This window comes from Mumia sp. ZJ430, from assembly GCF_011751845.1.
Lineage (GTDB): Bacteria > Actinomycetota > Actinomycetes > Propionibacteriales > Nocardioidaceae > Mumia.
Map to the genome: position 1 here is coordinate 104,034 of NZ_JAAHFK010000002.1, position 23,793 is coordinate 127,826.

Annotated in this window: 30 protein-coding genes; 18 read left to right on the top strand and 12 right to left on the bottom strand. The window is 68.3% G+C overall.

Annotated elements, in window-relative coordinates; translation table 11 throughout:
• Nucleotides 1–6 precede the first annotated feature (6 nt).
• Nucleotides 7–618: a hypothetical protein gene (locus HCT63_RS06910; protein WP_167002619.1), complete on the top strand. Its 612-nt coding sequence runs from the start codon at nucleotides 7–9 to the stop codon at nucleotides 616–618.
• 2 nt (nucleotides 619–620) lie between these two features.
• Here the strand turns inward: HCT63_RS06910 and HCT63_RS06915 are convergent, their stop codons facing one another.
• The gene (locus HCT63_RS06915; RefSeq protein ID WP_167002621.1) at nucleotides 621–1,181 is read right to left on the bottom strand and encodes a dihydrofolate reductase family protein; all 561 of its coding nucleotides are present in this window, start codon (nucleotides 1,179–1,181) and stop codon (nucleotides 621–623) included.
• Nucleotides 1,182–1,302: 121 nt separating this feature from the next.
• Here HCT63_RS06915 and HCT63_RS06920 point away from each other — a divergent pair, with 121 nt between their 5' ends.
• Genes HCT63_RS06920 through HCT63_RS06930 form a run of 3 tightly spaced genes read left to right on the top strand, consistent with a single transcriptional unit; the run spans nucleotide 1,303 to nucleotide 3,122 of the window.
• The gene (locus tag HCT63_RS06920; protein ID WP_279587740.1) at nucleotides 1,303–2,262 is read left to right on the top strand and encodes a threonine dehydratase; all 960 of its coding nucleotides are present in this window, start codon (nucleotides 1,303–1,305) and stop codon (nucleotides 2,260–2,262) included.
• A gap of 43 nt (nucleotides 2,263–2,305) precedes the next feature.
• Entirely contained in the window at nucleotides 2,306–2,752 is a 447-nt protein-coding gene (locus tag HCT63_RS06925) for a PPOX class F420-dependent oxidoreductase (protein WP_167002623.1), read from the top strand.
• Between the two features lie 25 nt (nucleotides 2,753–2,777).
• Nucleotides 2,778–3,122, top strand: a complete 345-nt coding sequence (locus HCT63_RS06930; protein ID WP_167002625.1) for a DUF1801 domain-containing protein — start codon at nucleotides 2,778–2,780, stop codon at nucleotides 3,120–3,122.
• 23 nt (nucleotides 3,123–3,145) lie between these two features.
• Here the strand turns inward: HCT63_RS06930 and HCT63_RS06935 are convergent, their stop codons facing one another.
• Both HCT63_RS06935 and HCT63_RS06940 read right to left on the bottom strand, forming a co-directional pair.
• A complete protein-coding gene (locus HCT63_RS06935) occupies nucleotides 3,146–4,246 on the bottom strand; it encodes an FAD-binding oxidoreductase (RefSeq protein WP_167002627.1) in 1,101 nt (366 codons plus the stop codon).
• 44 nt (nucleotides 4,247–4,290) lie between these two features.
• Nucleotides 4,291–5,118 (bottom strand): helix-turn-helix transcriptional regulator, encoded by an 828-nt coding sequence (locus HCT63_RS06940; protein ID WP_167002629.1) that lies wholly within the window; start codon nucleotides 5,116–5,118, stop codon nucleotides 4,291–4,293.
• A 112-nt stretch (nucleotides 5,119–5,230) separates the two neighbouring features.
• Here HCT63_RS06940 and HCT63_RS06945 point away from each other — a divergent pair, with 112 nt between their 5' ends.
• Nucleotides 5,231–5,830, top strand: a complete 600-nt coding sequence (locus tag HCT63_RS06945) for an NAD(P)H-dependent oxidoreductase (protein ID WP_167002631.1) — start codon at nucleotides 5,231–5,233, stop codon at nucleotides 5,828–5,830.
• Nucleotides 5,831–5,855: 25 nt separating this feature from the next.
• On the opposite strand, the gene HCT63_RS06950 is transcribed toward HCT63_RS06945, so the two are convergent.
• Nucleotides 5,856–6,302, bottom strand: a complete 447-nt coding sequence (locus HCT63_RS06950) for a hypothetical protein (RefSeq protein WP_167002633.1) — start codon at nucleotides 6,300–6,302, stop codon at nucleotides 5,856–5,858.
• Between the two features lie 132 nt (nucleotides 6,303–6,434).
• Here HCT63_RS06950 and HCT63_RS06955 point away from each other — a divergent pair, with 132 nt between their 5' ends.
• The 5 genes from HCT63_RS06955 (at nucleotide 6,435) to HCT63_RS20230 (ending at nucleotide 8,670) form a co-directional block, all read left to right on the top strand.
• Nucleotides 6,435–6,983, top strand: a complete 549-nt coding sequence (locus tag HCT63_RS06955; protein ID WP_167002635.1) for an isochorismatase family protein — start codon at nucleotides 6,435–6,437, stop codon at nucleotides 6,981–6,983.
• 95 nt (nucleotides 6,984–7,078) lie between these two features.
• Nucleotides 7,079–7,543, top strand: coding sequence for an SRPBCC domain-containing protein (locus HCT63_RS06960; protein WP_167002637.1), 465 nt, complete (start codon nucleotides 7,079–7,081; stop codon nucleotides 7,541–7,543).
• Nucleotides 7,540–7,878, top strand: coding sequence for a metalloregulator ArsR/SmtB family transcription factor (locus HCT63_RS06965; RefSeq protein WP_167002639.1), 339 nt, complete (start codon nucleotides 7,540–7,542; stop codon nucleotides 7,876–7,878). Before HCT63_RS06960 ends, HCT63_RS06965 begins: the two co-directional genes overlap by 4 nt.
• 41 nt (nucleotides 7,879–7,919) lie before the next feature.
• On the top strand, nucleotides 7,920–8,363 hold the full coding sequence (locus HCT63_RS06970) for an SRPBCC domain-containing protein (RefSeq protein WP_167002641.1): 444 nt from the start codon (nucleotides 7,920–7,922) through the stop codon (nucleotides 8,361–8,363).
• Nucleotides 8,364–8,394: 31 nt separating this feature from the next.
• A complete protein-coding gene (locus HCT63_RS20230) occupies nucleotides 8,395–8,670 on the top strand; it encodes a hypothetical protein (RefSeq protein WP_167250999.1) in 276 nt (91 codons plus the stop codon).
• A 421-nt stretch (nucleotides 8,671–9,091) separates the two neighbouring features.
• Here HCT63_RS20230 and HCT63_RS06980 read toward each other — a convergent pair whose 3' ends face one another.
• Nucleotides 9,092–9,808 (bottom strand): VOC family protein, encoded by a 717-nt coding sequence (locus tag HCT63_RS06980; RefSeq protein WP_167002644.1) that lies wholly within the window; start codon nucleotides 9,806–9,808, stop codon nucleotides 9,092–9,094.
• 143 nt (nucleotides 9,809–9,951) lie between these two features.
• Between HCT63_RS06980 and HCT63_RS06985 the strand changes: the two genes are divergently transcribed.
• The gene (locus HCT63_RS06985; RefSeq protein ID WP_167002646.1) at nucleotides 9,952–10,359 is read left to right on the top strand and encodes a YciI family protein; all 408 of its coding nucleotides are present in this window, start codon (nucleotides 9,952–9,954) and stop codon (nucleotides 10,357–10,359) included.
• A gap of 26 nt (nucleotides 10,360–10,385) precedes the next feature.
• Nucleotides 10,386–11,531 (top strand): sigma-70 family RNA polymerase sigma factor, encoded by a 1,146-nt coding sequence (locus HCT63_RS06990; RefSeq protein WP_167002648.1) that lies wholly within the window; start codon nucleotides 10,386–10,388, stop codon nucleotides 11,529–11,531.
• A gap of 576 nt (nucleotides 11,532–12,107) precedes the next feature.
• Here the strand turns inward: HCT63_RS06990 and HCT63_RS07005 are convergent.
• Nucleotides 12,108–12,551 carry an HIT family protein gene (locus HCT63_RS07005; RefSeq protein ID WP_167002650.1) on the bottom strand — a complete coding sequence of 148 codons (444 nt, stop codon included), beginning with the start codon at nucleotides 12,549–12,551 and terminating at the stop codon, nucleotides 12,108–12,110.
• A 134-nt stretch (nucleotides 12,552–12,685) separates the two neighbouring features.
• Complete coding sequence (locus HCT63_RS07010) at nucleotides 12,686–13,900, bottom strand: hypothetical protein (RefSeq protein ID WP_167002652.1); 1,215 nt, start codon at nucleotides 13,898–13,900, stop codon at nucleotides 12,686–12,688.
• 191 nt (nucleotides 13,901–14,091) lie between these two features.
• Between HCT63_RS07010 and HCT63_RS07015 the strand changes: the two genes are divergently transcribed.
• A complete protein-coding gene (locus HCT63_RS07015) occupies nucleotides 14,092–15,108 on the top strand; it encodes a tyrosine-type recombinase/integrase (protein ID WP_167002654.1) in 1,017 nt (338 codons plus the stop codon).
• Nucleotides 15,109–15,478: 370 nt separating this feature from the next.
• Here HCT63_RS07015 and HCT63_RS07020 read toward each other — a convergent pair whose 3' ends face one another.
• The 3 genes from HCT63_RS07020 to HCT63_RS07030 form a co-directional block, all read right to left on the bottom strand.
• On the bottom strand, nucleotides 15,479–16,291 hold the full coding sequence (locus tag HCT63_RS07020) for a methylenetetrahydrofolate reductase (protein WP_243842932.1): 813 nt from the start codon (nucleotides 16,289–16,291) through the stop codon (nucleotides 15,479–15,481).
• A gap of 721 nt (nucleotides 16,292–17,012) precedes the next feature.
• Entirely contained in the window at nucleotides 17,013–17,528 is a 516-nt protein-coding gene (locus HCT63_RS07025; RefSeq protein ID WP_167002658.1) for a putative immunity protein, read from the bottom strand.
• Nucleotides 17,525–18,106: a TetR/AcrR family transcriptional regulator gene (locus HCT63_RS07030; protein ID WP_167002660.1), complete on the bottom strand. Its 582-nt coding sequence runs from the start codon at nucleotides 18,104–18,106 to the stop codon at nucleotides 17,525–17,527. The genes HCT63_RS07025 and HCT63_RS07030 overlap by 4 nt, the downstream gene beginning before the upstream one ends.
• 59 nt (nucleotides 18,107–18,165) lie before the next feature.
• Between HCT63_RS07030 and HCT63_RS07035 the strand changes: the two genes are divergently transcribed.
• Nucleotides 18,166–18,846: a lysophospholipid acyltransferase family protein gene (locus tag HCT63_RS07035; RefSeq protein WP_208322324.1), complete on the top strand. Its 681-nt coding sequence runs from the start codon at nucleotides 18,166–18,168 to the stop codon at nucleotides 18,844–18,846.
• Nucleotides 18,847–18,852: 6 nt separating this feature from the next.
• Here HCT63_RS07035 and HCT63_RS07040 read toward each other — a convergent pair whose 3' ends face one another.
• Together HCT63_RS07040 and HCT63_RS07045 are read right to left on the bottom strand one after the other, a co-directional pair.
• Nucleotides 18,853–19,248 (bottom strand): tautomerase family protein, encoded by a 396-nt coding sequence (locus HCT63_RS07040; RefSeq protein ID WP_167002663.1) that lies wholly within the window; start codon nucleotides 19,246–19,248, stop codon nucleotides 18,853–18,855.
• Between the two features lie 129 nt (nucleotides 19,249–19,377).
• Nucleotides 19,378–19,734, bottom strand: a complete 357-nt coding sequence (locus HCT63_RS07045) for a metalloregulator ArsR/SmtB family transcription factor (RefSeq protein WP_167002665.1) — start codon at nucleotides 19,732–19,734, stop codon at nucleotides 19,378–19,380.
• Between the two features lie 89 nt (nucleotides 19,735–19,823).
• On the opposite strand from HCT63_RS07045, the gene arsM reads away from it, so the two are divergent.
• From arsM to HCT63_RS07065, 4 genes are all read left to right on the top strand, one after another.
• A complete protein-coding gene (arsM, locus tag HCT63_RS07050) occupies nucleotides 19,824–20,654 on the top strand; it encodes an arsenite methyltransferase (RefSeq protein ID WP_167002667.1) in 831 nt (276 codons plus the stop codon).
• Entirely contained in the window at nucleotides 20,651–21,736 is a 1,086-nt protein-coding gene (arsB, locus tag HCT63_RS07055; protein ID WP_167002669.1) for an ACR3 family arsenite efflux transporter, read from the top strand. The genes arsM and arsB overlap by 4 nt, the downstream gene beginning before the upstream one ends.
• A complete protein-coding gene (locus HCT63_RS07060) occupies nucleotides 21,733–22,137 on the top strand; it encodes an arsenate reductase ArsC (protein ID WP_167002671.1) in 405 nt (134 codons plus the stop codon). The genes arsB and HCT63_RS07060 overlap by 4 nt, the downstream gene beginning before the upstream one ends.
• Before the next feature lie 140 nt (nucleotides 22,138–22,277).
• Complete coding sequence (locus HCT63_RS07065) at nucleotides 22,278–23,753, top strand: Fic family protein (RefSeq protein ID WP_167002673.1); 1,476 nt, start codon at nucleotides 22,278–22,280, stop codon at nucleotides 23,751–23,753.
• The last annotated feature ends 40 nt before the right edge of the window (nucleotides 23,754–23,793 follow it).

Sequence of the window (23,793 nt, forward strand, 5' to 3'; positions counted from 1 at the left end):
GCGAGCATGCTCCGCGAGCTCGCGGTGACCGTGCTGCTGGTGGTGGCGGCGGTCGCCACGTCGTGGAGCAGCTACCAGGCCACGCGCTGGCACGGCGAGCAGGCGGAGGCGGCGAGCCGTACCAGCGCGATCCGGGTGGAGGCCGCCCGGGAACAGGGTCTGGCCGAGGCCCAGACCGAGATCGACGTCGCCACCTTCATCGCATGGGTCGATGCCGACCGCAGCGGTGAGCCGCAGCTCGCGGCGTTCTTCGAGGCGAGGTTCCGGCCTGAGTTCCGGACGGCGTTCGAGGCCTGGAGGGCGACGGACCCGTTCACCGACGCCACCGCGCCCCCGACGCCGTTCGCGATGCCGGAGTACACCCTCGCCGCCGACAAGAAGGCGGACCAGCTCGACCGGGAGGCGGAGGCCTCGGCGGCCGAGGTGAGGGAGGACATCCAGCGCGCGAGCAACTACGTGCTCACCGTCGTCCTGTACGCCGTCGCGCTCTTCTTTGCGGGCATGAGCACCAAGATCGGCAGTCGCCGGCTGCAGACGGTGATGATCATCGCCGGCTATCTCGTCCTGATCGGCGCGATCGCGTGGATCGCGACCTTCCCGGTGAGCATCGCGCTCTGACGTCAGCTCAGCACGGGTGCGTACGTCAGCACGACATGGCCGTTGTCGAACACGCGCACGTCTGTACGGCGCAGCGGGATCGGCCCCGGGAGGCCGGAGAGCACGGGGACACCACTGCCGAGCGCGACCGGGTCGACGATGATCCGCAGCTCGTCGACGACCCCCGTCGGGAGCAGGTTCGCGACGAGAGAGGAGCTGCCGAAGATCGCGATGTCCTTGCCCGGCTTCTCCTTGAGCGCACGGACGTGCCCCGCGATGTCGTCGGCGACGAACGTCGTCGGACCCCAGGAGTGCGTCGTCATCGTCCGTGAGGCCACGACCTTGGGGAGGTCGTTCATGAAGCCGGCGACGACCTGGTCCGCGTCGTACGCCTGCGGGGTCGGCCAGTAGGCCGCCATCATCTCGAAGGTGACGCGTCCCATCACGATCGTGTCGATGTGGTCACCCTGAGCGCGTGAGTACTCCTCGAACTCCTCGTCGATGTCGAACCAGTCCGTCCCTCCGGCTGCGTCAGCGTGATAGCCGTCGACGGACGTCAGCAGGAACGCGTACACGGTGCGCATGGATCTCCTCGTAGGTCGGTGGTCAAGGGTGGACGCCTCCGGACGGGCGAACTCATCGGCCTACGGTGGCATCATCAGCAGATGAGTACGTCTACTGACACCGTGCCCAACCGCCACCGGCCTGCCTGACCACGCCGACCTGCTCGACGCCACCCGCGCGGTGCGTGCAGCGTTCGCGCCGACGCCGCAGCAGGTATGGCCGTTGCTCAGCGAGGAGCTGGGCGCGACGGTCTGGGCCAAGCACGAGAACCACACGCCGCTCGGGGCGTTCAAGGCGCGCAGTGCGCTCGTCTACTTCGACCGGCTCGCACGCAGCGGGGCGCTGCCCACGGGCGTCGTCTCGGCGACGCGCGGCAACCACGGGCAGGCGCTCGCGTACGCGGCGGGGCGCCGCAGTATTCCCGCCACCGTCGTCGTGCCGAGGGGCAACAGCCGCGAGAAGAACGCAGCGATGCAGGCGCTCGGCGCCGAGCTGATCGAGCACGGAGACGACTTCCAGGACTCGCTCGAGCACGCACGCGCCCTCGCCACGAAGCGGGGGATCGCGCTCGCGCCCAACTTCCACCCGTGGCTGGTCGCCGGAGCGGGCACGTACGCGCTGGAGTATCTGTCGGCGGTGCCCGACCTCGACGTCGTCTATGTCCCGATCGGGCTCGGCTCCGGGGCGTGCGGGATGCTCGCGGCGAAGGCCGCGCTCGGGCACCGCGCCGAGGTGGTAGGGGTCGTGTCCGCGGGTGCGCGGGCGTACGCGGACTCGCTGGAGGCGGGCGCGCTGGTGTCCACGCCGGTGACGACACGGCTGGCCGACGGGATGGCGTGCCGTACGCCGGTGGCGGAGGCGCTCGCGCTGATCCGCGACGGGATCTCGCGGGTGGTCGTGGTGAGCGACGACGAGGTCTCCGACGCGATGAGGCTGCTGTACCGGACGACCCACAACGTCGCCGAGGGTGCGGGAGCCGCGGCCACCGCTGCCGCCACGCAGGAGCGCGACCGCAACGCCGGCCATATCGTCGGTGTCGTCGTCACCGGGGGCAACGTCGACACCGACGTGTACGCGGCACAGCTGGCGCGACAGCCCTGAGTATTCGCTCGCTCGACGAGCCCGCGCATGGAAGGATCTCGCCGTGAATGACCTGAGGGAGATCTTTGCCGGGTCCTGGCGCGGTGTGCTGGTGACGCTCAAGCGCGACGGGCGGCCGCAGCTGTCGAACGTCGGGCACCTGTACGACCCGGAGGCCGATGCCGTCCTCATCTCGACAACTGCCGACCGCGCGAAGGTCCGCAACCTCCAGCGTGACCCGCGGGCGAGCTACTACGCGACGACCGATGAGCTTGCGTCGTACGCGGTCGGAGAGGGCGACGCGGAGGTCGGTCCGGCGGCGGCCCACCCGGAGGATGCGGCGGTGGAGGCCCTCGTCGCCCACTACCGGGCCGTACGAGGCGAGCACCCCGACTGGGACGAGTTCCGGGCGGCGATGGTCGCGGAGCGTCGTGTCCTCGTGACCGTGCGGTTCTCGCGCGTCTATGGGTGGGCCGGGCCGGTGGCGGCGTCGCGCACGCCCAGCGAGTAGACGTCACCGCACCTACGCTGGCCCGATGGGAACGGTCGACGACTATGTGTCAGAGCTCGAGGAGCCGCGCCGCTCCGTGGTGGCCGGTGTGTACGCTGCGGTCGCTGAGGCGGTTCCCGACGCCGAGCAGGGCAAGGGCTATGGGATGCCGGCGCTCGTCTACCGGGGCAAACCCCTGGTCAGTGTGATGTCGACGAAGAAGCACCTGTCGCTCTTCCCGTTCAGCAGCGACGTTGTCGCGCAGTTCGAGGACGACCTGGCCTCGTACGACACGGCGAAGGGAACGATCAGGTTCCAGCCGGACGCCCCGCTGCCCGCCGACCTCGCCGTACGGATCGTCGAGGCGCGGCGGGACCAGATCGACGCCTGAGGCTGAGGCTGGTCGGGGCGCGCTCAGTCGCGCCCGAGGCGTGCCGCGGGGCGCAGCTCGTCGGCCAGGGTCCCCGTCATCGCTAGGGCGGCGAGCTCGACGCCGAGCGCGGGCGCCTGCTTGTAGAGGTTGTGGCCAGCGACGAAGGCGATCCCGTCGTCCTCCCACACCGCGACTCCGTCGTCGCCCCAGGGGAGTGTCGTGACCCAGCAGTGCACGTGCCCGACCGGCGTCGGGTCGAGCCCCGGCAGCGCGACGCGGACGTAGTCGGCGGCTCGGGTCGCGAGGGCGTCCAGCGCTGCTGGATCGATCGACCGGCCGTCGTCGTTCACAGGGACCGACGCGGCGAGGCCGACGCCGTACCGGCTGTTGTCGGGGACGGGTGCCGCGTAGACGCCCTCCTCTCCGAAGGCGCCGCTGGAGTCCTGGAGCGTGGCGAGGCGGCGTGGCGGGGCCTCGCGCACGGCGAACGTGACCCGCACGTGCGCCGACACCTGGACCGGAAGCGACAGGCCGATGCCGTGCGCAAGCGGGGCAGTGCCGAGGCCTGCGCAGACCACGACGTACGCGTGCGTGCCGCGGCGGGTGCCCGTGCGGACCTCGACGGTCCCGCTCGCCGTCCGTCGCAGAGTCAGGACGTGGTCACGGACAAGCGCGTCACCGAGGGCGGCGCTGAGGCGCGTCACGGCGGCGCGCGTACGGATGGCGCCACCGGTCTCGTCGAGCATCGCGGGTCCGTCGTACGGGGCGAGCAGGGGAAGGCGGGCGCGGAGCTCGGCGGCGTCGAGCGGACGTACGGTGACGTCGGCCAACGTGCGGAGCACCTGCATCCGAGACTCGACGGCTGGGCCGAGCGCGACCGCTCCGTCCGGGGAGACGAGCTCGGTGCCGAAGGTGTCGCTCCACTCCCGCCAGATCGCGCGCGACCGGGTGACGAAGCCGGCTAGACGTGCGTCCACGTGGGCATGCCGGAAGATCCGCGCGTCACCGGCGGACTGTCCGCCCCCAGGGGCTCCGGCCTCGTACACGGTCACCGAGGCACCCGCGCGGGTCAGCTCGTACGCGGTCGCGAGGCCGACGATCCCTGCGCCGACGACGGCGACATCGGTGGTGGAGGTGAGCATCCGCTCAGCCTAGGCCGATCGGTGGCGCCATGGTTGTGGCCAGGTCAGACGGCCCGCAGCGTGCCGGCGGCGCGTAGGCGCAGCGACTCGAGCGCGGCCGCGGTCGGGTCGTCCGTGGGGACGAGGACCATGATCTGCTGACTGTCGGCAGCAGGCAGCTCGAGGACCTCGCAGTCCAGGCGCAGCTCGCCTGCGACCGGGTGGAGCCACTGCTGGGTGCCGCGGGACACCGCCGTGTGACCGCTGAGGCGGCCGGTGAAATCGTCCCCAGCGACCGCCGCCATCTCGGCGGTGAACGACCTCGAACGATCCGTCGCGGGGCCCTGCCACAGCTCCGCCACGCGCTCGTCGGCGATGCGTTCCCAGTCGGGGAACGCGTGGCGTGCTCTCTTGTCGGTGAGGACGAAGCGGGTCAGATTTGGCTCCGCTCCGTCGAGCACGCCGAGGGGACGCGCCAGCCGGTCGAAGCCAGATGTGTGGGAGAGGAGGTCACCGATCCGGTTGACGACCGCGGCGATGCCGGGCTCGAGCTGGTCGAGGATCGCCTGGACGGCCGGCCGCACCGATGTCTGGTGCGGGACCACGCTGACGCACTCGCCGGACGTCGCCTTGGTGAGGTGGTGCAGGTGCTCTCGGTCGGTGACGTCGAGCTGGAGCGCCTCGGCGAGGGCGTGCACGACCTGGATCGAGGGGTTGCGGTCGCGCCCCTGCTCGATGCGGGTGAGGTACTCGACGCTGATGCCGGCGAGCGCGGCCAGCTCCATGCGACGCAGGCCGGGAGTGCGGCGCCGGTCGCCAGACGGGAGGCCGAGCGACTCCGGCTTCGTGGCGTCGCGACGTGCGCGGACGAAGTCGCCGAGGGGCGTGCTCATGACCACCACAGTACGGCGGTGCGCGCCGTACTCCCTCGTACGAAGGTGGCCCTGTGGGGGCCAGCCTGAGCGCGGTCTGGTTGTGGCGCGCCGTTGTCTCCACGCTGGAGACATGAGCGAGAACAGCAGACTTGTCATCCTGGTCGGCAGTGTCCGAGTGGGTCGCTTCGGTCCCGTCGTGGCCTCATGGGTCGCCGAGCAGGCACGCGCACACGGTGGTTTCGAGGTCGACGTGGTCGATCTTGCGGACGCCGATGTCCCACTGGCTCTGCCTGCGGAGTCGCCGAAGCTCGCGGGGGAGGCCTACCCGCGACCGGCGGGGATGCTCGAACTGACGGAGCGGTTAGACGCCGCCGAGGCATTCGTCATCGTGACCCCCGAGTACAACCACAGCTATCCCGCGTCACTCAAGGCGGCGATCGACTGGCACTTCACCCAGTGGACGGCCAAGCCCGTGGCGTTCGTGAGCTATGGGGGAGCAGCCGGCGGACGCCATGCCGTGCTCCACCTCGAGAACGTGCTGACCGAGCTGCACGCCGTGACGATCCGCGACGGGTTGTCCTTCCCGAACTACTTCCTGAACTTCGACATGGACGCCGGTCTGCCGAACGACGAGCAGACGGCGGTGTACGCGAAGGCGATGCTCGATCAGCTCGACTGGTGGGCGACGGTCTTGAAGGACGCCCGCCGGCGGGTGCCGTACCCGGTCTGATCGACGACGGAGCGACGGCGTTCGGTCACTCGAGGCCGTGCGGTGACTCGGGTGGTTCGGGCGGCACGGGGCGGCCGGGTGGTCGTACGCGACGGCGCTTCTTGAGGGCCGCTGCCGCCGCGAGCACACCCCCGGTCACGGCGACGCTGACGAGCCACGGATTGACGCGCCAGCGCGGGCCGGGCGTATCCGAGGTCGTCGCGCACTCGTGCAGCGGGAAGCGGTTGCCAGGATGGAAGACGTGCGTGAAGTCGGCAGAGACGTACGCGAAGGATCCTGCCGGCAGCCCGAAATTCCAGAGCGTGCGATACCAGCGGCCGTTCGCGCGGTCGATCCAGCACGTCACATTCGCGTGCGAGCCCGGCCCGTCGGGAGGGGCGAGATGGTCGATGACGTGCCGTGCGCCGTCCCAGACGGCGACGGGCTGCGTGCCGGTCGTGACCACGGCGGGGTAGTCGGCGTCGAGTCCCATGCGCCGACGCTAGCCGGGCGAGTGTCCGAGGAGTCCCGGTTTGCGTCCCGGTCTTGGGTCCTCACCACTGTCAGAGGCGAGGGTTAGCGTGGCCGCAAGGCCGGGCCCGCCGGCCGCCGGAGGGAGCACCCCATGACCACGTTGTCCGATCGCCCCAACCAGGCCCTGGTCGTGATCGACGTCCAGAACGGTGTCGTCGCCGACGCCCACGACCGCGACCGCGTGGTCGCCGACATCGCTGGGCTCGTCGACCGCGCCCGCTCAGCGGGCGTCCCCGTCATGTGGGTGCAGCACTCCGACGACCACCTCGTCGAGGGGAGCGAGGACTGGGCGTACGTTCCTGAGCTCGTGCCGGGGGAGAGCGAGTCGGTGGTGCACAAGCACTACCAGGACGCGTTCGAGGCCACGGACTTCGAGGACGTGCTTGCGCGGACGGCTGTCGGCGCACTCATCGTCGCCGGAGCGCAAACCGATGCGTGCATCCGGTCGACGATCCACGGTGCGTTCGCCCGCGGGTACGACGTCACGCTGGTCGGCGACGCGCACACGACGAGCGACATCCCCGGTGCGCCGCCGGCACCAGGGGTCATCGCCCACACCAACCTCTACTGGGGCTTCCAGGCGGCTCCCGGTCGTACGGCCGCCGTCGTGGACGCGGCCGACGTGGCGTTCGGTTCCTGACGCTCGCCGCACCTTTGCGCAACTGATGGTTGCGCATCGCGAGATGCGGCGGTACCGTAAGGAGCAACCAAAGGTTGCGAATAACGGGAGACGCCATGGAGTACGCCAGCATCGAGCGCGAGATCCAGATCGAGGCGCCGCCCGAGGTGGTGTTCGAGGTGATCAGCCAGCCTGAGCATGTGCGGGAGTGGTGGTACGCCGAGTCCGACGTGCAGCCGACGCCTGGCATGTCGGGGGAGCTCGTGTGGGCCGAGGGGGACGATCCGCGGGCTCAGGTGAGCGCGATGACCGTCCTCGTCGTCGAGCCGCCTCGGCTTTTCACCTTCCGGTGGACGCACCCGGCGGGGGAGCGCGCGGTCGACGGCAACTCGTTGCTCGTGACCTTCGAGCTCGTCCCGACCGGATCAGGCACGCTGCTCAAGCTCACCGAGACGGGGTTCCGTGAACGGGGTTGGGAGGCGGCGGTCCTCGAGCAGCAGTACAACGACCACGTCGCCGGCTGGGACCTGTACGTCCCGAGGCTCGGCTCGTACGCCGAAGACCTGGTGTCAGCACGATGACCGGTGCGATCGACGACGACCTGTGGTCGGCCATCGGTGACCCGACCCGGCGGCAGCTGCTCGACCTCCTGCTGGCCAACGGCGCCGGCACGGCGACCTCACTGAGTGAGCAGCTTCCGGTGACGCGGCAGGCGGTCTCGAAGCACCTGGGCGTGCTCGATCGCGTGGGGCTGGTCGAGGGGACGCCGTTGGGGCGCGAGCGGCGCTACCGGGTCGATGAGGCCCAGCTCGAGCGCGCTGTGGTGCAGCTCAACGCCGTCGGCAGCACATGGGACGCGCGGCTGCGACGGATCAAGCAGATCGCCGAGGCGATCGAGAAGACGAAGCGAGCGTGACGTGGCCGCGACCGCGGCCGCACCGACAAGAGGAGAGAACGATGGTAGACATCCTGCACCGAGTGGGAATGACGGCACCGCGCGACGCGGTGTACGAGGCACTGACGACAGCAGAAGGACTCGCCGGCTGGTGGACCGCTGACACGAGTGGCGACGGGACGACTGGAGGGGTCTTGGAGTTCCGGTTCCCACCGTTCGGCGGCTTCGACATGAAGGTTGTCGACACGCGTTCGGCCGAGCACGTCCTTTGGGAGGTGATCGACGGTCCCGAGGAGTGGGTCGGTACGCAGATCAGCTGGGACCTCCGTACAGAGGGTGACTTCACCATCGTGATGTTCGCCCACCGAGGTTGGCGCGAGCCGGTGGAGTTCATGCACCACTGCAGCACCAAGTGGGCGACGTTCCTGCTGAGTCTCAAGTCGATGCTGGAGACGGGGGAGGGCGAGCCCGCGCCGAACGACGTCCGGATCAGCGACTGGCACTGAGCGGCTCGGGCGCCGCGAGCATCGCCAGCAGGTGAGGGCGGACGACCTCGAGCAGCGCCTGGTGCGTGACGTCGTCCGCCGAGATGAGGAGGCCCCGCCCGGTGTGGAGGGCATCCCCGGCGAGATCGCTGACGACGCAGCCTCCTGCCTCGCAGATCGCGATGCCCGCGGCGACGTGGAGGTTGTCCCGGAACTGCCCGTCCGAGACGTACGCCGCGCGTCGGCCACCAGCTTCCCACCGACGAACGGCCGATCGAGAGGCCCGTCGCAGTTCACGTCGACGAGCATCGAGAGCGCGGTGGGCTGAAGAGGGACGTCCTCGTCCTCGTACCGCCGGAACGCGCGGTCGCCGTCCGTCCAGAAGAGCTCACCGGTGACCGGGTCGGCGGAGGCCGCAGCGGTGACAGCGCCCTGATCGGTCAGCGCGACGTTGACGGCGACGAGCGGGGTGGTGGCGGCGAAGTTGAGCGTCCCGCAGAGCGGATCGACGAGCCAACGTCGTGTGGCGGCGGCACTGCTGGCCGTCCCGCGCTCCTCGCCGAGAACACTGTCATGCGGACGGTGCTGCGAGAGGACCGTGAGGATCGCCTCCTCTGCGTCGAGGTCCGTCTGAGTGGCGAAGTCGGCGGCGTTCTTCATGTGGCGGACGTGCTCGCGTCCGTAGTCACGGCGCACCACGTCGGCGCCGGCCTCTGCGGCCGCGATCGCGACCTCGGCGTCAGACGTGATCACGCCAGCACGCAGAACGCGTTGCCGTCGGGATCAGCCATCACGACCCAGTCGACGTCACCCTGCCCGATGTCGAGCCGCGTCGCACCGAGGGAGATGAGCCGGTCGACCTCCGTCTGCTGATCGCCGTCGGCCGGGGGAGCGAGATCGAAGTGCAGCCGGTTCTTGCCCGTCTTCGGCATCAGGGGAGGACCGCCCCAGGTGACCTTCGGGCCGCCGTGCGGCGAACGGATCGCGGTCTCCTGGTCCTGGTCCCACACCAGCGGCCACCCCAACGCTTCGCTCCAGAAGTAGCCGACCTCCTGCGAGCCGTCGCACGAGAGCGCCCCGATGAAGCCGCAGTCGGCGAGGAAGTGGTTGCCCGGCTCGATCACGCAGAACTCGTTGCCCTCCGGATCGGCGAGCACCACGTGCTCCTCCTCTGGAAGCTGACCGATGTCGAGGTGGCGGCCACCGAGCTCGAGGGCTCTCGCCACCGTCTGCTGCTGCTCCTCGAGGGACGCGCTCGTCAGGTCGAAGTGGGTCTGGTTCTGGCCGACCTTCCTCTGCTCGCTCGGTGCGAACTGGAGTCGGAACCCGGGATCCTCGCTCGGGAGGAGCGTGATGCCGTCGCTGGGGGAGCCAGTCACCTCCCCACCCAGAAGACCTTCCCAGAACTGCGCGAGGCGGAGCGGGTCGTGCGCGTCGAAGGTCAGGGCGAAGAGCTGGCTGGTCATCGCCCGACGTTAGGCACGTGGAGGAGTGCCCCGCAACGCGATAAGGCGTAAGTTGCCGCCGTACCGATGTCGAGAACGGCACGGCGGCTCCGTCCCAGGGGCAGACGCGGCCACCACGGCCGTAGCGCATCAAGGAGATCATCATGGCGAAGTACCTGCTTCTCAAGCACTATCGCGGCGCCCCCGAGGCCGTGAACAGCGTCCCGATGGGCCAGTGGACACCGGACGAGATCACGAACCACATCCAGTACATGGCCGACTTCGCCTCTCGGCTCGAGGGCACCGGGGAGTACGTCGACGGTCAGGCTCTCGCACCCGAGGGGACGTTCGTCCGGTACGACGGTGAGGGGCGGCCGCCGGTGACCGACGGTCCGTTCCCGGAGACGAAGGACCTGATCGCGGGCTGGATGGTGATCGACGTCGACTCGTACGACCGAGCGCTCGAGCTCGCGGGCGAGCTGTCGGCAGCGCCGGGAGCCGGTGGGAAGCCGATCCACGAGTGGCTCGAGCTCCGTCCCTTCCTGAGCGAGCCGCCGACGGTCACCGAGTGACCGGTTCGGCCAGGACGGATCAGGTGATGGACGAGCTGCTCGTACGGGAGCTGACACCCGCGGTGATCGGCGTCCTCGTCCGCCGCGGAGTGGACTTCGCGACCGCCGAGGACTCCGTACAGGAAGCACTCGTCCAGGCCTCGCAGTCCTGGCCGGACCGGCCGCCGGCCGATCCGAAGGCGTGGCTCGTCACGGTCGCTTGGCGCAAGTTCGTCGACGCCCACCGGTCGGAGGCGTCGCGACGTGAGCGGGAGCGGCGGGTCGACGACGAGCCGACACCCGGACCTGCGGCGTCGAGCGACGACACGCTGCAGGTGTACTTCCTGTGCGCGCACCCGTCACTGACTCCCGCGTCGGCGGTGGCGCTGACGCTGCGCGCCGTCGGCGGCCTGACGACCCGGCAGATCGCTGAGGCGTACCTCGTACCCGAGGCGACCATGGCGCAGCGGATCAGCCGTGCCAAACGGACGGTCAGCGGCGTACGGTTCGAGTCGCCCGGGGATCTGGCGACAGTGTTGAGGGTGCTCTATCTGGTCTTCAACCAGGGCTACACGGGCGACGTCGACCTGGCGGCCGAGGCGATCCGGCTCACGCGGCAGCTCGCGTCGATGACCGAGGACGAGGAGACTGCCGGGCTGCTGGCGCTGATGCTGTTGCACCACGCGCGGCGACCGGCCAGGATCCGGCCTGACGGCAGCCTCGTACCGCTGGCTGAGCAGGACCGGACCCTGTGGGACACCCGACTGATCGCGGAGGGGGTCGACGTCGTGCAGGCGGCGTTGCGTCGTGACCGGCTGGGGGAGTACCAGGCCCAGGCTGCCATCGCCGCCCTGCATGCCGACGCGCCACGCGCCAAGGAGACCGACTGGGTGCAGATCGTCAGCTGGTACGACGAGCTGCTGCGGCTCACGGGAAGTCCCGTCGTGGCGCTCAACCGGGCCGTCGCCGTCGGAGAGGCTGATGGTGCCCAGGCGGGGCTCGCGACGTTGGCCGAGGTCGATCCTGGATTGCCGCGGCACACGGCGGCGTCGGCGTACCTTCACGAGAAGGCGGGGGACCTGCCGGCGGCGGCGAGGCTGTACGCCGACGCAGCGCGGGTCGCGACCAACCTCGCCGAGCGCGATCACCTCACGCGTCAGGCGGCACGGCTCAACCAGGCGCTGCGTGGGTGAATTCGCAGGCCCGAGTGAATTGGGAACAAGCTGTCGAGTCTGGTCGAAGAGGCCGAGGCGACCCACGAGATCGTGACGATCACCTGCCATGGGCGGCCGGCGGCGGTGCTGATGGCGTCCGAGATCTGGAGTCACGCTTGACGGTGCTGCGGTGCGTGAGCCAACGTGGCGGGTTGAGCTCACTGCGCATGCCCAGTGCGACCTCGCCCGGCTGCCGAACAGAGTTCGTGACCAGCTCCCTGCGGGAGAATCCGCACCGGGTCACCAAGCCGTTGAGTGATCAGCACGTCGTGGGGACTATCGCGTGCTGGTCAAGATCCTCGACGACGACCACGTCGTCCTGGTCGACGCGATCGACCACCGTGCGCACCTCTGCCGAACTTGATGAGCGCGCTGAGGTCTCGCGCTCAGCAACGCGGGTGGAGCGGGGGAGGTAGTTGCGCTATCCCTTGGACTGCTGGATTCTCGTGTCGCGACGATCCCACCGATGAGAACCGATGTTGCCTTCATGTTCAGTTCCTCGAACGACCTAACGGGAGGCTAGTGGACGGCGGCGTCGACGCGGGCAGGGGAGTGTCACGAGTTGACGAGCGCGTTCCTGATGGCGCTCGCGTCGGTGTCGAGAAGGCTCCGTGATCGTTGCTTCCAATCTGCGTTGATCGTGAAGCCATCTCCTGCATGCCTCGCAATCACGTGCAGGTGGAAGTGGAAGACCTCCTGGAATGCGACCTCTCCGTCGGCCATGAACACGTTGATGCCGTCGCAACGCAACCCTGACCTACGCAAGGCGCGGGCCAGGCGATGAGCGAGACGCCAAACATGCGTGCTGGTCTCCTCGTCAAGGTCCTCAAGACCTGCAGCGTGGCGGCGAGGTACGACGAGTAGATGGCCCGGTGTCACCGGGTTCAGATCCATGAACACGACAGCCTGCTCGTCCTCATGAACCACGCTGGCCTCGGCATCGCCATCCACGATGGCGCAGAAGACGCAATGATCATTGGTCCCGTCGTCGGCCGTCATGGGCGTCATCCTTGCAGCGGGACCCCGAGGGTGCCACCAACTTCGTTGAGAATCGCAAGCGCTGGTGTGTGTTCCGCAACGCGACACCTGGGAGACCTCGTATTGAGTACGAGGGCTCCCAGGTGTCGGAGGTTTCAGCGCTTCTGTTCCCGACTCTTAGCCTTCTCGGCCGCTTGCGATGCTGCGACGAGCCGCTCCTCGAGCGTGGCGACCTGCTGGGCGAGCTCACGGGTACGTCGCGTCTCCTCGGCAAGCTCTGCGCGAACCGAGTCAGTCTGGCCACGGGCCGTCTCCGCGGCCGTACGAACGGACTCGGTCTGCGCCTGGGCCGTCTCGGTCGCCTTGCGCCAGTGGGTCGCCTGCTCACGGATGTCGGCGAGCGCAGCGGTCCGTTCCTCGAGCTGCGCGGTCGTTGTCGCGGCCTTGGCGTTCGCGGTCTCAACCTCGATGGTCTTGGAGTTGAGGAGCTCGATGACGGATCTGGTTTCGTTCTTCGCCGCCGTCGCCTCGGTGTGCCAGCGGTCGGCGTCTGCCCTTGCCGCCCCGGCTGCTTCACGAGTCGCAGCGAGTTCGTCGTTCAGAGTGACGATGGTCTGGTCGCGTTCGCGGACCTCGCGGCGGGTGGTCTCAAGCTGGTCTTCGAGTCCGGTGATCGCGTCGTGGGCAACCAGAAGTTGACCAGTTGTCTCCTTCAGCTCTGTCTTGGTCGTCTCGTGGTCGGCGTGGGTGCCCTCGAGGTCCTTGTGCGCTTGTGAGAGCTCCGCGTTGGCCGCGTCGAGCGCGGCCACGGCCTCGCCTGCTTCTCGTTCGCGATTGGTGAGCGCGGTCTTGAACTCGCCGATGCGTGACTCGGCGCGAGCGAGTTCGGCTTTCGCCACAGCGACGCTCTCGTCGGCGTTGGCCTGGACAAGCTTGATCTGGGCTTCGGCGAGGTCGGGGTCGGCTGCGGTGCGGAGGTAGTCCGTGAGCTGGCTCACGATCTGGCCGAGGACTCCGGCCAGATCGTTGGCGCGGTTCAAGGTCGAGCTGGTCGCAGCGAAGGCATCAATCGAGTCCTCGTCGACCACATCGGGGTGAGGCGGGGCAGGGGTTGCGCGTGTCGGCCCTGGTGTGCGGGTCCGTCTCGGGAGTCGTGCTGCGTTGTTCGCGTTGTGCGGCGTGCCGGTGACCGGGTCGGGCAGTTCGCAGTAGATACGGGCTGGCCCCCGTCCGCCCTGGCGGGGAGCTCTGTCGCGGTCGCAGTCGAGCCACGCGCAACGAATGGACGGGGGAGTGGGTTCGCGTTCTGGTGTTGTCATGTCGGCCACAGTCCAATTAAACCAACTCGTATTAAACCCGCTCGTACCCATCGCGGGGTGGGTTTATTTACATGGGTTAGTTTATGGGCTCGTTACCTTCAGGAGTTACCCCATAATCACGGTTATGGGGTAAAAAGCCTCGCGACGGTGGTGAGTTCGGAGAAATGCGCTGCGCTGCGCGGGGCCGGGGGGACCGATGGGAAACTCTGGGGGACAGGCTTGCCGTGCGAAGGAGACCACCGTTGTCGCTACCGACCCCCGTGACGCTGTCAGCTCCTCCGGCGCCGCTGGCTCACGCTGCAGCCGACAACGTTCTCCTCGTCCCGATCGACCGCGTACCTGAAGCATCACGGCCGGCTGTGCTTGCGGCCCGCTTCCTCCTCCAGTACTCCAAACCGCACACCATCGCCGCGTACGAACGGGACCTGCGCGGCTGGTTCGCGTGGTGCGTAGAACGCGCGCTGGATCCGCTCGCGGTTCGTCGCTCCCACATCGACCTGTACGTCAACGAGCTGCGGACCGTCCATGGCGCGAGCACCGCGACGATCGCTCGGAAATGCTCGACGCTGTCGGGGTATTACCGAACCGCCGTCGTCGAGGACGCGATCGCCGTCTCGCCGACTGTGCACCTGCGACGGCCGAAGGTCCCTCAGGACTCGCAGACGCTCGGGCTGGACGAAGACGAGGTGACAGCACTGCTGGACGCAGCGCGACAGCGTGGACCTCGAGCACATGCCCTGATGGTCCTTCTTGCCCACGACGGGCTACGGATCTCCGAGGCGCTCGGCCTCGACGTCGAAGACTTCTCCCGGCGGGGCAAGCACCGGATCGCGACGATCACCCGAAAGGGCGGCGCTCGCAAGAGCGTGGTGCTCACGACGCCGACCTGGGAGGCGCTTGGTGAGCTGGTCGGAGACCGAGTGACCGGTCCGGTGTTCATGACGTCACGTGGCGGGAGGCTGGACCGGCGGGCCGCCGGTCGACTGATCAAGAAGACAGCAGTCGACGCGGGCATCGAAGACGCCGACAAGATCAGCCCTCACAGCCTGCGCCACACGTTCATCACCCTCGCGCTCGAAGCCGGCGTTCCGCTCCATCGAGTGCAGGACGCAGCCGACCATGCCGATCCGCGGACGACGCAGCGCTACAACAAGGAGCGGTTCCGGATCGACGACACTCACGCGTCGTACGCGGTCGAACGCATGCTCCGTGACCGCGAAGCAGCCGCGAACCGCAACGACGAAGACAGCGCCAGCTGAGCAAGGGGACTGCTGGAGGGGTGGTCACCGCGTTTGCCTTACATAACGTACGCCGCCGTGCGGTGTCGTGGTCGAGTCGATCTTGTCTGGGGCAATGAACGGAAACAGCGCGGTGAAATGAACCGGCACGCCGAGCCGGCCTTCGCGTCGAGCCCAGCGCGCCGTCGGCGTACGAATGTCTCCGGTTCGGGGCGTCAGGATCAGCACGCCTTGAAGGGCTGTGCACGCCCACACGAGTGAACCCAGGGGACCGCAACTTGCATGTTGAGAGTGTGCAGAGAACGTACAACCTGACATAATGTCGCTTATCGGCGCACCGTCGACGGGAGTGGAGAAGGAGATCCGACTGGCCTCATCTGACGCTTGGACCCTAGGGACGAAGCTCGCGTTCGAGCTCCTGGGCGAGGTCCACTGAGGCCTCAATCTCGGCAAGACGGATCGAGACGCTCTCCACGTTGATGCCGAACGGAACTCCCATACGTCGGCAGTATCCGATCAGTTCACGAGCCGCGCCCAGTGACTGCTCGTACGACGCCTGAAGCGTGTCGTCCGCGTGGCGCAGGTCGTTCTGGATCCAGCGGGGTACGTCGACGCCGAGCCAGCCGAGGAACTCCAGCGTCTTGAGGGAACCGCACACCGAGAACGTGAATACGATCGGCACGGGCTCGAGGCCCCGCGCGGCGCACTCGTAGCCATAGTCCGATACCAGGTTCTTCGCTGCGTTGACGTCGTAGACGACCTGCGTGACGAAGAAGGAGCACCCGGCTTCCTGCTTGGCGATCAGACGCAGATGCTCTTCGCCTCGGCGGGTGTGCCGTTCCGGAATCGCGACACCCCCGAGCGGCAGATCGGGTCGTGTCTGCGCCCACAGCTCCTGGGCGCGGACAAGCGAGGTCGACGACTGCTTGTGGCGGGACGAAGCGCCGACGAACACCGTCAGTGCGTGGTCCGCGTCCTGGGCTTCCAACCACGCACGGAGATCACTCTCCCCGTACTTGCCGACAGCCCGATACACCACGACCGGCGTGCTCCAGTCCTTCAGGTGCTGTCCTCGGAAGGTTGCAGGGTCGATGGTGGGCAGGAAGGGAAACGGTCGCTCCTTCGCATTGCGATCGCTCTCGTCGTCGATGTCGTAGAGGACGAGACCATCGAGGCCCAGCGGAGTCAGGCGCTTCTGTGTCACGTCGGCGATCTCCTGGGCCCGCTCAGGAGTGACCGTGATCCGAGGAGGAGTCAAGGCAAAGAGCAGGAACTCGCTCCCCCGTGCTGCGATCCGTCGCACCAAGTCCATGAGGCGAAGGTAGCTGACGGCGCCCCTCCCGCCTCATCAACTCCTGGTGGCCCTGGAATCGTGAGTTCGCTTCGATGAGGCTTACCGAATGAGCACGCACTACGTGATTCGCCCGGCCTCAGAGTCCGATCTCCCGGCCGTCCTACGTGGGCCCTTGCCCCACTCCCCGCAAGAGCGGTCGGGACAGCCTGTTTGGCGTGCTGCCGAACATCACGTACGACTGCCTACCCACGGCGTTCATCGAGGCGGTTGTCGTCGCGTACGAGCACCGGCGCCGGGGCGTTGCGCGGCGATGCTCGCTCGCGTGCTCGAAAACGCTCGTGCGTCCGGCTGCTTCAAAGTGCAGTTGCTCACGCACAAGCGTCACGCCACTGATGGACGCCGGCGTCGATACAGGGCGGCCACTTACGTTCAGCGACGTCGTTTTCCCGCTGGCATCTACTCAGTCGACGGCGACGAGCCATCGATGCCCAGGGGCGGAGGCCGCCAGAGCATCGACAACATCGGCAGTGTTCGCAGACATGCTGAGGACTCGTTTCACAGGCCGAACATGGACGGACGCCACCCTCGTCGCGTTCAGGTTCGGCAGCGACGTCCGAGCATTTGCGGCGCTTCAGCAGTCGAATACCGACCAGCAGAGGTCGTTGCGCAGCCGCTGGTCGTCGAGGACGAGCTCCCGAATCGCCTCGGGGAGCTGGTCTCGCTGCCAGCGGCACTCAAGCCGCCCGACAGCATCGCCGCCCCCGTCCGAGGCGGCCGCGCGTACGGCCTTGATCGCGTACGCAGCCGCCCCGAGCTCGTGCGCGGCCACGTGCGCGACGACCCCGGCCTGACCGGCGGCATACGCGGCATGGCGGGCCGCACCTCTCAGGTCTCTCGCGGCCGCCATGGCATGGCCGCCCGCCGAGCGAGACTCCATCATCTTGATCTCGCCGCGCACCCAGGCACGTGCGTGCTCGATTGCTTGCCGCGGCCGTGGGTCCTCGGGCCGGACCGACTCGAAGAGATCAAGCACATGCTCCGCACACGAGGCCGCCCACAGAGCGAGAAGGTGGTGGTCGGAATCGGTGAGAGTCCCCCCACGGCGGATCGTGATGAAGCGAGGGTCTCGGACCTTCGGGAGGATCATGGGCGGTGCTCCTTAGCGGGGTCGAGAGCGAGCTGAGCGAGCAGGCCGCTGACCAGGATCTCGATGACCGCATTCGAGTCGGGTTCGTTCTCGGTGACTGCCTCGGCAGATCGACGGCTCATGAGGGTTGCCAGTCCATGGACCCCGCTCCACAGCGCGACCACATGGCGGTTGTCGGCGTCAGGGCTTAGCTCGTGGATCCGTCCGCCCAGCACGCGGAACCACTCGCCGGCGACCGAACGCAGATGGCCCCCAGCGCCGGCCAGCAGGGCCTGCCTCCCGATCAGCTCGAACATGTCCGGACGTTCAGCGGCAAAACTGACATAGCGCTGAGCCGCTCCGCGGATCGCCCGTACTGGGTCCGGATCCCTCAGGATCGGTGCAAGCTCGACGTCGAGATCCTCGACTCCCCTGCGTGCGATCGCCGCGAGGAGACTCTCGTACGTCGGGAAATGGTGCCGTGGTGCGCCGTGCGAGACTCCCGCCGTACGAGCAATCTCCCGCAGGGTGAGGTGGGCCAGTCCCCCACTCTCGAGGAGGTCTACCCCCGCTTCGACGAGTTCGTCGCGTGTCGCCACTTAGGCAGTGTCTAGCTCACCTGCAAGAATCCACAACCAGACACTGTTCAGGAGGTTGCGTGTACTGGCTTCTCAAGTACGTCCTGCTCGGCCCAGTGGTGCGTTGGTTCACGCGTCCGGTTCTGATCGGCCAGATGCCCGACGGGCCCGTGGTTCTGGCGCCGAACCACCTGAGCGAGATCGACTCCCTGGTGGTCTGCGCTGCTGTCCCCCGTCGCGTCACGTTCGTGGCGAAGCGCGACTACTTCGCGAAGGGCGGTCTGCGTGGCCGGCTCTACGGGACGCTGTGCCGCTCCACCGGTCAGATCCCGATCGAGCGGTCCGGCGAGGGCAGTGCTGACGCAGCCCTGGACGCCGCGCGAGAAGTCCTGACCCGCGGTGGCGTGTGGGTGATCTATCCCGAGGGCACCCGCTCCCCCGACGGTCGCCTCTACCGTGGTCGTACGGGGGTCATGCGGGTGGCGCTGCAGACACCCGAGGCCGTCGTCGTGCCGGTCGGCATCCTCGGTACGAGGGAGGTCGACGCTCCCGGGCGGGGTCGCTGGCGACGAGGACGCACCGAGGTGCACCTCGGCGATCCGCTCGACCTGAGTGCCTGGCGCCACCGCGCCGAAGATCCGATCGCCTGGCGAGAGGCGGCGGACGGCCTGATGTCCGCCATCCAGAAACTCTCCGGGCAGGAGTACATCGACCGCCACCCGACGGCTGAGGAGGTCCGTCACCGCGACGGGGCGTCCTGACTCGGGTCAGACGTTCACGTCGAAGGCGAGGTCGACGTCGCACGCGGCCTGCCCCCCGCGGATGCCCCAGTTCTCGGCAGCACTCCCCCGCAGGGTGATCGTGACGTGGTCGCGCGGGATACCAAAGGCGCCGAAACGGGTGACGATCTCGGTGTAGAGGGCACGCTTGGCCTCCACCGAGCGGCCGGCGAAGCAGTCGATCGTCACGAGAGCAGCGAGCTCCGGCTGCGAAAGCGTCGGCGAGACGGCGAATCGGTGTGGCTGGTGCACCACGAGGCGTACCTCCCCGTCCTGCTGGGGGATGCGGAAGGCGGCGACGAGCGCGCCGTGGACCGCCTCGACGAGGCCCACCTCTTCTGCCTCGGTGTACTGGCGGCGGACCTCGATCATGGCAGCGGGCATCGGCGCGATCTCTCCTTCTGCCGAGCCGTGCTGCTCGGCGCTTGCTCGAACCTACGGGCAGGCGGCCGGGTAGTGCACCACGATTTCGAACGGGTGCACCACGATTTCGAACGGGTGCGGCGCGTGAGATCAGGTGCGACGGCTGGTGAGTGACGCCCCGAGCGAGTCGAGCGCAGTCTCGACCACCCGGTAGTACGCCCAGCGGCCTCGCTGCTCGCGCGTCACGAGGCCCGACTCTGCCAGCAGCTTCATGTGGTGCGACACCGTCGGCTGGCTGAGGCCGACCGGCTCGGTGAGGTCGCAGATGCACGCCTCGCCGTCGGCGTTGGCGGCGATCATCGACAGGAGCCGGACGCGTGTCGGATCGCCGAGCGCCTTGAACATCTTGGCCAGCGTCGCCGCGTCGTCCTCGCTGAGGACGCCCCCGGTCAACGTCGAGCAGCAAGCGGCGGCTGGGGTGTCGACGAGCGGAAGCATGGTGGCCATGAGACCAGTCTGCCACACGTATTGACATTGATCGATAGATCGGTAATCGTCTATGTATCGACGTTCATCAATCACTTGGAGGGTTTCCCATGGGTGCTACCGACGACGCGCTGGTCGACGAGGTTCGCCGGCGCTACGCCGAGGCCGCGGTCAAGGTCCGTGCGGGCGCGAGCAACACGCTCATCCTCGAGGCGACGGAGGCGGACTCGTGCTGCTCCCCCGCTGCGTCTCCCACGGACTCTGCCACGGGCTCGTGCTGCGGAGGTCCCGCTGCCGAGGTCGACAACGCTTTCGGAGCCGGGCTCTACTCCGCCGACGAGGCCGCAGCTCTTCCCGCCGAGGCGCTGGCCGCAAGCCTGGGATGCGGCAACCCGCTGATGGTCGCCGCGCTCAACCCGGGCGAGAAGGTTCTTGACCTCGGCTCGGGCGGCGGGATCGACGTGCTGCTCTCCGCTCGCCGTGTCGGGCCGACAGGGTTCGCGTACGGCGTCGACATGACCGACGAGATGCTGGACCTCGCCCGCGCGAACGCCGAAAAGGCCGAGGCGCAGAACGTCGAGTTCCTCAAGGGCACGATCGAGGACGTTCCCCTTCCCGACTCTGCAGTCGACGTCGTGATCTCCAACTGCGTGATCAACCTGTCGGTCGACAAGCCGAAGGTGCTCTCCGAGATGTTCCGCGTCCTGGCGCCGGGCGGTCGCATCGGCATCTCCGACGTGGTCGCCGAGGACCACCTCACGTCGGCCGACCGTGCTGAGCGTGGCTCGTACGTGGGCTGCATCGCCGGCGCCCTGTCCCGTACGGAGTATCTCGACGGGCTGGCGGCGGCGGGCTTCGTCGACGCCGAGGTCGAGTTCACCCACGAGGCGGCAGCCGGGATGCACAGCGCGATCATCCGGGCCGTGAAGCCGAGCGCATGACCCAGAGCGGCACTCTCGACAGTCGCCCGGTCCCCGCGGCCGGGCGACTGTCGGCCACCGATCGCTGGCTCCCGCTCTGGATCGGCGCAGCGATGCTCGCAGGCCTGTTGCTCGGCCGCCTCGTCCCCGGATTCGACGACGCGCTCGCGGGGCTCGAGGTCGGCTCGGTCAGTGCCCCGATCGCCCTCGGCCTCCTGGTGATGATGTATCCGGTGCTGGCCAAGGTCCGGTACGACCAGACCCGTACGGTGCTGGCCGACCGGCGCCTCCTCACGCTCTCGCTGGTCCTCAACTGGCTCGTCGGGCCGGCGCTGATGTTCGCGCTCGCCTGGCTCCTGCTGCCAGACCTCCCCGAGTACCGGACAGGCCTGATCGTCGTCGGACTCGCGCGCTGCATCGCGATGGTGCTGATCTGGAACGACCTCGCGTGCGGCGACCGCGAAGCCGCCGCCGTCCTCGTCGCGGTCAACAGCGTCTTCCAGCTCGTCGCCTTCGCCGGACTCGGGTGGTTCTATCTCCAGACCCTGCCTGGTTGGCTCGGGCTCGAGACCACGACAGCCGAGTTCAGCCTCGCCGCGATCGCGCTCAGTGTCGTCGTCTTCCTCGGCGTACCGCTCGCGGCGGGCTTCGGCAGCCGGCTGCTCGGCGAGCGTCTCAAGGGCCGAGTCTGGTACGAGGACACCTTCCTCCCCCGGATCAGCCCTCTCGCGCTGTGGGGTCTGCTCTTCACGATCATCATGCTCTTCGCGCTGCAGGGCGACACCATCACCCGCAACCCGTGGGCCGTCGCGCGCATCGCCTTGCCCCTGCTGGCGTACTTCGTGGCGATGTTCGCGATCGCCTGGGTCGCCGCACGAGTGGCACGGCTCGGCTATGCGCGGACCGTCACCGTCGCGTTCACCGCTGCCGGCAACAACTTCGAGCTCGCCATCGCCGTCGCGATCGGCGCGTGGGGAGCCACCTCGGGCCAGGCGCTGGCAGGCGTCGTGGGTCCGCTGATCGAGGTGCCCGTCCTGGTTGCCCTCGTCTATGCCGCACTCGCCCTCCGTCCCCGTACCGACCCGCAGGAGATGGTCAGATGACCGCGCCGCCGATCGTCCTCTTCGTCTGTGTCCACAACGCCGGACGCTCCCAGATGGCCTCGGGCTTCCTCCAGCATCTCGCCGGGGACGCCGTCCAGGTCCTGTCCGCGGGTTCCGAGCCTGCCGACCAGCTCAATCCCGTAGCGGTCGAGGCCATGCGTGAGGAAGGCATCGACATCACCGCCCACCAGCCGTCACTCCTCTCCCCCGACGACGTCCTTCGCGCCGACGTCGTCATCACGATGGGGTGCGGCGACACCTGCCCGATCTATCCCGGCAAGCGGTACGAGGACTGGAACCTCGACGACCCGGCCAGCCAGCCACTCGATGTCGTCCGCGGCATCCGGGACGACATCGAACGACGCGTACGCGACCTGATCGCCTCTCTCACGGCTCGCTGACCGCCCGTCTGGGATACGAGAAAAGTCGCATAAACCGCGATGAAATCTGTCTTTCGCTGTCCTGGAATCAGATTTTGTCGCACGCGAGCGGTACGCTGCGAGGAAACCTGCATCCCGCAGGCCAATCGTGAGGAGTAGTCATGGCGACCGATTTTCCCTCGGTGGTCTTCTCGGCCGACAGCGACAAGGACAAGATCTCGCGCGCCCACAAGGCGGGGCGTCTCGTCCAGCTGGGCACGGGGATCTACTCCCCCGACGTCGACAAGACCACTGAGCAGCTCGTCCGCGAGCATCTCTGGACCATCGTCGCCAAGCGCTTCCCGGGGGCCGTGATCGCCGACCGGTCCGCCCGTACGAACGGGCTGCCGACCGACGGATTCCTCTTCGTCGTCCACCCCCGTCGTACGGAGCTGAAGCTGGCGGGTGTCACCGTCGTCCCGCGACAGGGGCCGTCGGCGATGCCGGGCGACTTCGCGCTCCCCGGCGAGGTGTGGCTCGCCGGGCCCGCTCGCGGCATCCTCGACAACCTCGTCCCGACCCGACCGGCGAAGGATCGCGTAGCGAGGACGCTCACCCGAGCCGAGGTCGAGCTGTGGATCGACGAGATCCTCGCCGGGCGGGGCGAGGAGGCCATCAACAAGCTCCGCGACGACGCGCGCGCCCTCGCGCCCTTCCTCGGGCGGCAGCACGAGCTCGACCTCCTCGACAAGCTCGTCGGGGCGGCGATGAACACGCGTCCGACCGACATCCTGCAGACACCGCAGCTCGTCGCGCGCGCCAAGGGCCAGCCGTACGACCGCCGCCGCGCAGACGTGTTCACCCGGCTCGCAGACTATCTCGACACGCTGGCGCCGGACAGCGTGCCCGCGCTCCCGGACGACGCCACGCGGCGCACGCTGCTGCCGTTCTACGAGGCCTACTTCTCCAACTACATCGAGGGCACCGAATTCACCTTGGACGAGGCGGCGGAGATCGTCTTCGACGACGTCGTCCCCGAGCAGCGCCCGGAGGACGCCCACGACATCCTCGGGACATACGAGCTGACGTCCTCCGACGAGGTCATGCGCCAGCGGCCGTCGACCGCGGACGAGCTCCTCGACCTGCTGCGGCGCCGGCACGCGATCCTCATGGCCGGTCGGCCGACGATGGCACCCGGCACTTTCAAGAAGCGGGCGAACCGTGCAGGTGAGACCTACTTCGTCGCACCCGAGCTCGTCGAGGGCACGTTGAAAGAGGGATTCGACATCGGCGCACGGCTGATCAGCCCGTTCGCCCGTGCGGCCTACCTGATGTTCGTCGTGAGCGAGGTGCACCCGTTCGCCGACGGCAACGGGCGCGTCGCCCGCGTCATGATGAACGCCGAGCTGGCCGGAGCCGGAGAGGTCCGCATCGTCATCCCGACCGTCTACCGGCTGAACTATCTGTCGGCGCTGAAGGGCGCGACCCACAACGAGAACTACCCCGGCCTGATTGCTGCGCTGTCGTTCGCGCGTCGTTGGACGGCACGGGTCGACTTCACCGACCGCGCGCGAGCAGAGGCCGATCTCGTACGGACGAACGCGCTCCGCGACGCGTACACAGCTGAGGAAGCAGGCGTCCGGCTGACTCTTCCGTGAGCGGCTCCCCCAACCGGTCACGAATCGAGAAGCACCGAAC

Coding starts and splice junctions, on each gene's coding strand:
- HCT63_RS06910 (WP_167002619.1), top strand. CDS start 7: ATGCTCCGCGAGCTCGCGGTGACCGTGCTGCTGGTGGTGGCGGCGGTC.
- HCT63_RS06915 (WP_167002621.1), bottom strand. CDS start 1,181: ATGCGCACCGTGTACGCGTTCCTGCTGACGTCCGTCGACGGCTATCAC.
- HCT63_RS06930 (WP_167002625.1), top strand. CDS start 2,778: ATGGGAACGGTCGACGACTATGTGTCAGAGCTCGAGGAGCCGCGCCGC.
- HCT63_RS06935 (WP_167002627.1), bottom strand. CDS start 4,246: ATGCTCACCTCCACCACCGATGTCGCCGTCGTCGGCGCAGGGATCGTC.
- HCT63_RS06940 (WP_167002629.1), bottom strand. CDS start 5,118: ATGAGCACGCCCCTCGGCGACTTCGTCCGCGCACGTCGCGACGCCACG.
- HCT63_RS06945 (WP_167002631.1), top strand. CDS start 5,231: ATGAGCGAGAACAGCAGACTTGTCATCCTGGTCGGCAGTGTCCGAGTG.
- HCT63_RS06950 (WP_167002633.1), bottom strand. CDS start 6,302: ATGGGACTCGACGCCGACTACCCCGCCGTGGTCACGACCGGCACGCAG.
- HCT63_RS06955 (WP_167002635.1), top strand. CDS start 6,435: ATGACCACGTTGTCCGATCGCCCCAACCAGGCCCTGGTCGTGATCGAC.
- HCT63_RS06960 (WP_167002637.1), top strand. CDS start 7,079: ATGGAGTACGCCAGCATCGAGCGCGAGATCCAGATCGAGGCGCCGCCC.
- HCT63_RS06965 (WP_167002639.1), top strand. CDS start 7,540: ATGACCGGTGCGATCGACGACGACCTGTGGTCGGCCATCGGTGACCCG.
- HCT63_RS06970 (WP_167002641.1), top strand. CDS start 7,920: ATGGTAGACATCCTGCACCGAGTGGGAATGACGGCACCGCGCGACGCG.
- HCT63_RS06980 (WP_167002644.1), bottom strand. CDS start 9,808: ATGACCAGCCAGCTCTTCGCCCTGACCTTCGACGCGCACGACCCGCTC.
- HCT63_RS06985 (WP_167002646.1), top strand. CDS start 9,952: ATGGCGAAGTACCTGCTTCTCAAGCACTATCGCGGCGCCCCCGAGGCC.
- HCT63_RS06990 (WP_167002648.1), top strand. CDS start 10,386: ATGGACGAGCTGCTCGTACGGGAGCTGACACCCGCGGTGATCGGCGTC.
- HCT63_RS07005 (WP_167002650.1), bottom strand. CDS start 12,551: ATGACGGCCGACGACGGGACCAATGATCATTGCGTCTTCTGCGCCATC.
- HCT63_RS07010 (WP_167002652.1), bottom strand. CDS start 13,900: ATGGGTACGAGCGGGTTTAATACGAGTTGGTTTAATTGGACTGTGGCC.
- HCT63_RS07025 (WP_167002658.1), bottom strand. CDS start 17,528: ATGATCCTCCCGAAGGTCCGAGACCCTCGCTTCATCACGATCCGCCGT.
- HCT63_RS07040 (WP_167002663.1), bottom strand. CDS start 19,248: ATGCCCGCTGCCATGATCGAGGTCCGCCGCCAGTACACCGAGGCAGAA.
- HCT63_RS07045 (WP_167002665.1), bottom strand. CDS start 19,734: ATGGCCACCATGCTTCCGCTCGTCGACACCCCAGCCGCCGCTTGCTGC.
- arsM (WP_167002667.1), top strand. CDS start 19,824: ATGGGTGCTACCGACGACGCGCTGGTCGACGAGGTTCGCCGGCGCTAC.
- arsB (WP_167002669.1), top strand. CDS start 20,651: ATGACCCAGAGCGGCACTCTCGACAGTCGCCCGGTCCCCGCGGCCGGG.
- HCT63_RS07060 (WP_167002671.1), top strand. CDS start 21,733: ATGACCGCGCCGCCGATCGTCCTCTTCGTCTGTGTCCACAACGCCGGA.
- HCT63_RS07065 (WP_167002673.1), top strand. CDS start 22,278: ATGGCGACCGATTTTCCCTCGGTGGTCTTCTCGGCCGACAGCGACAAG.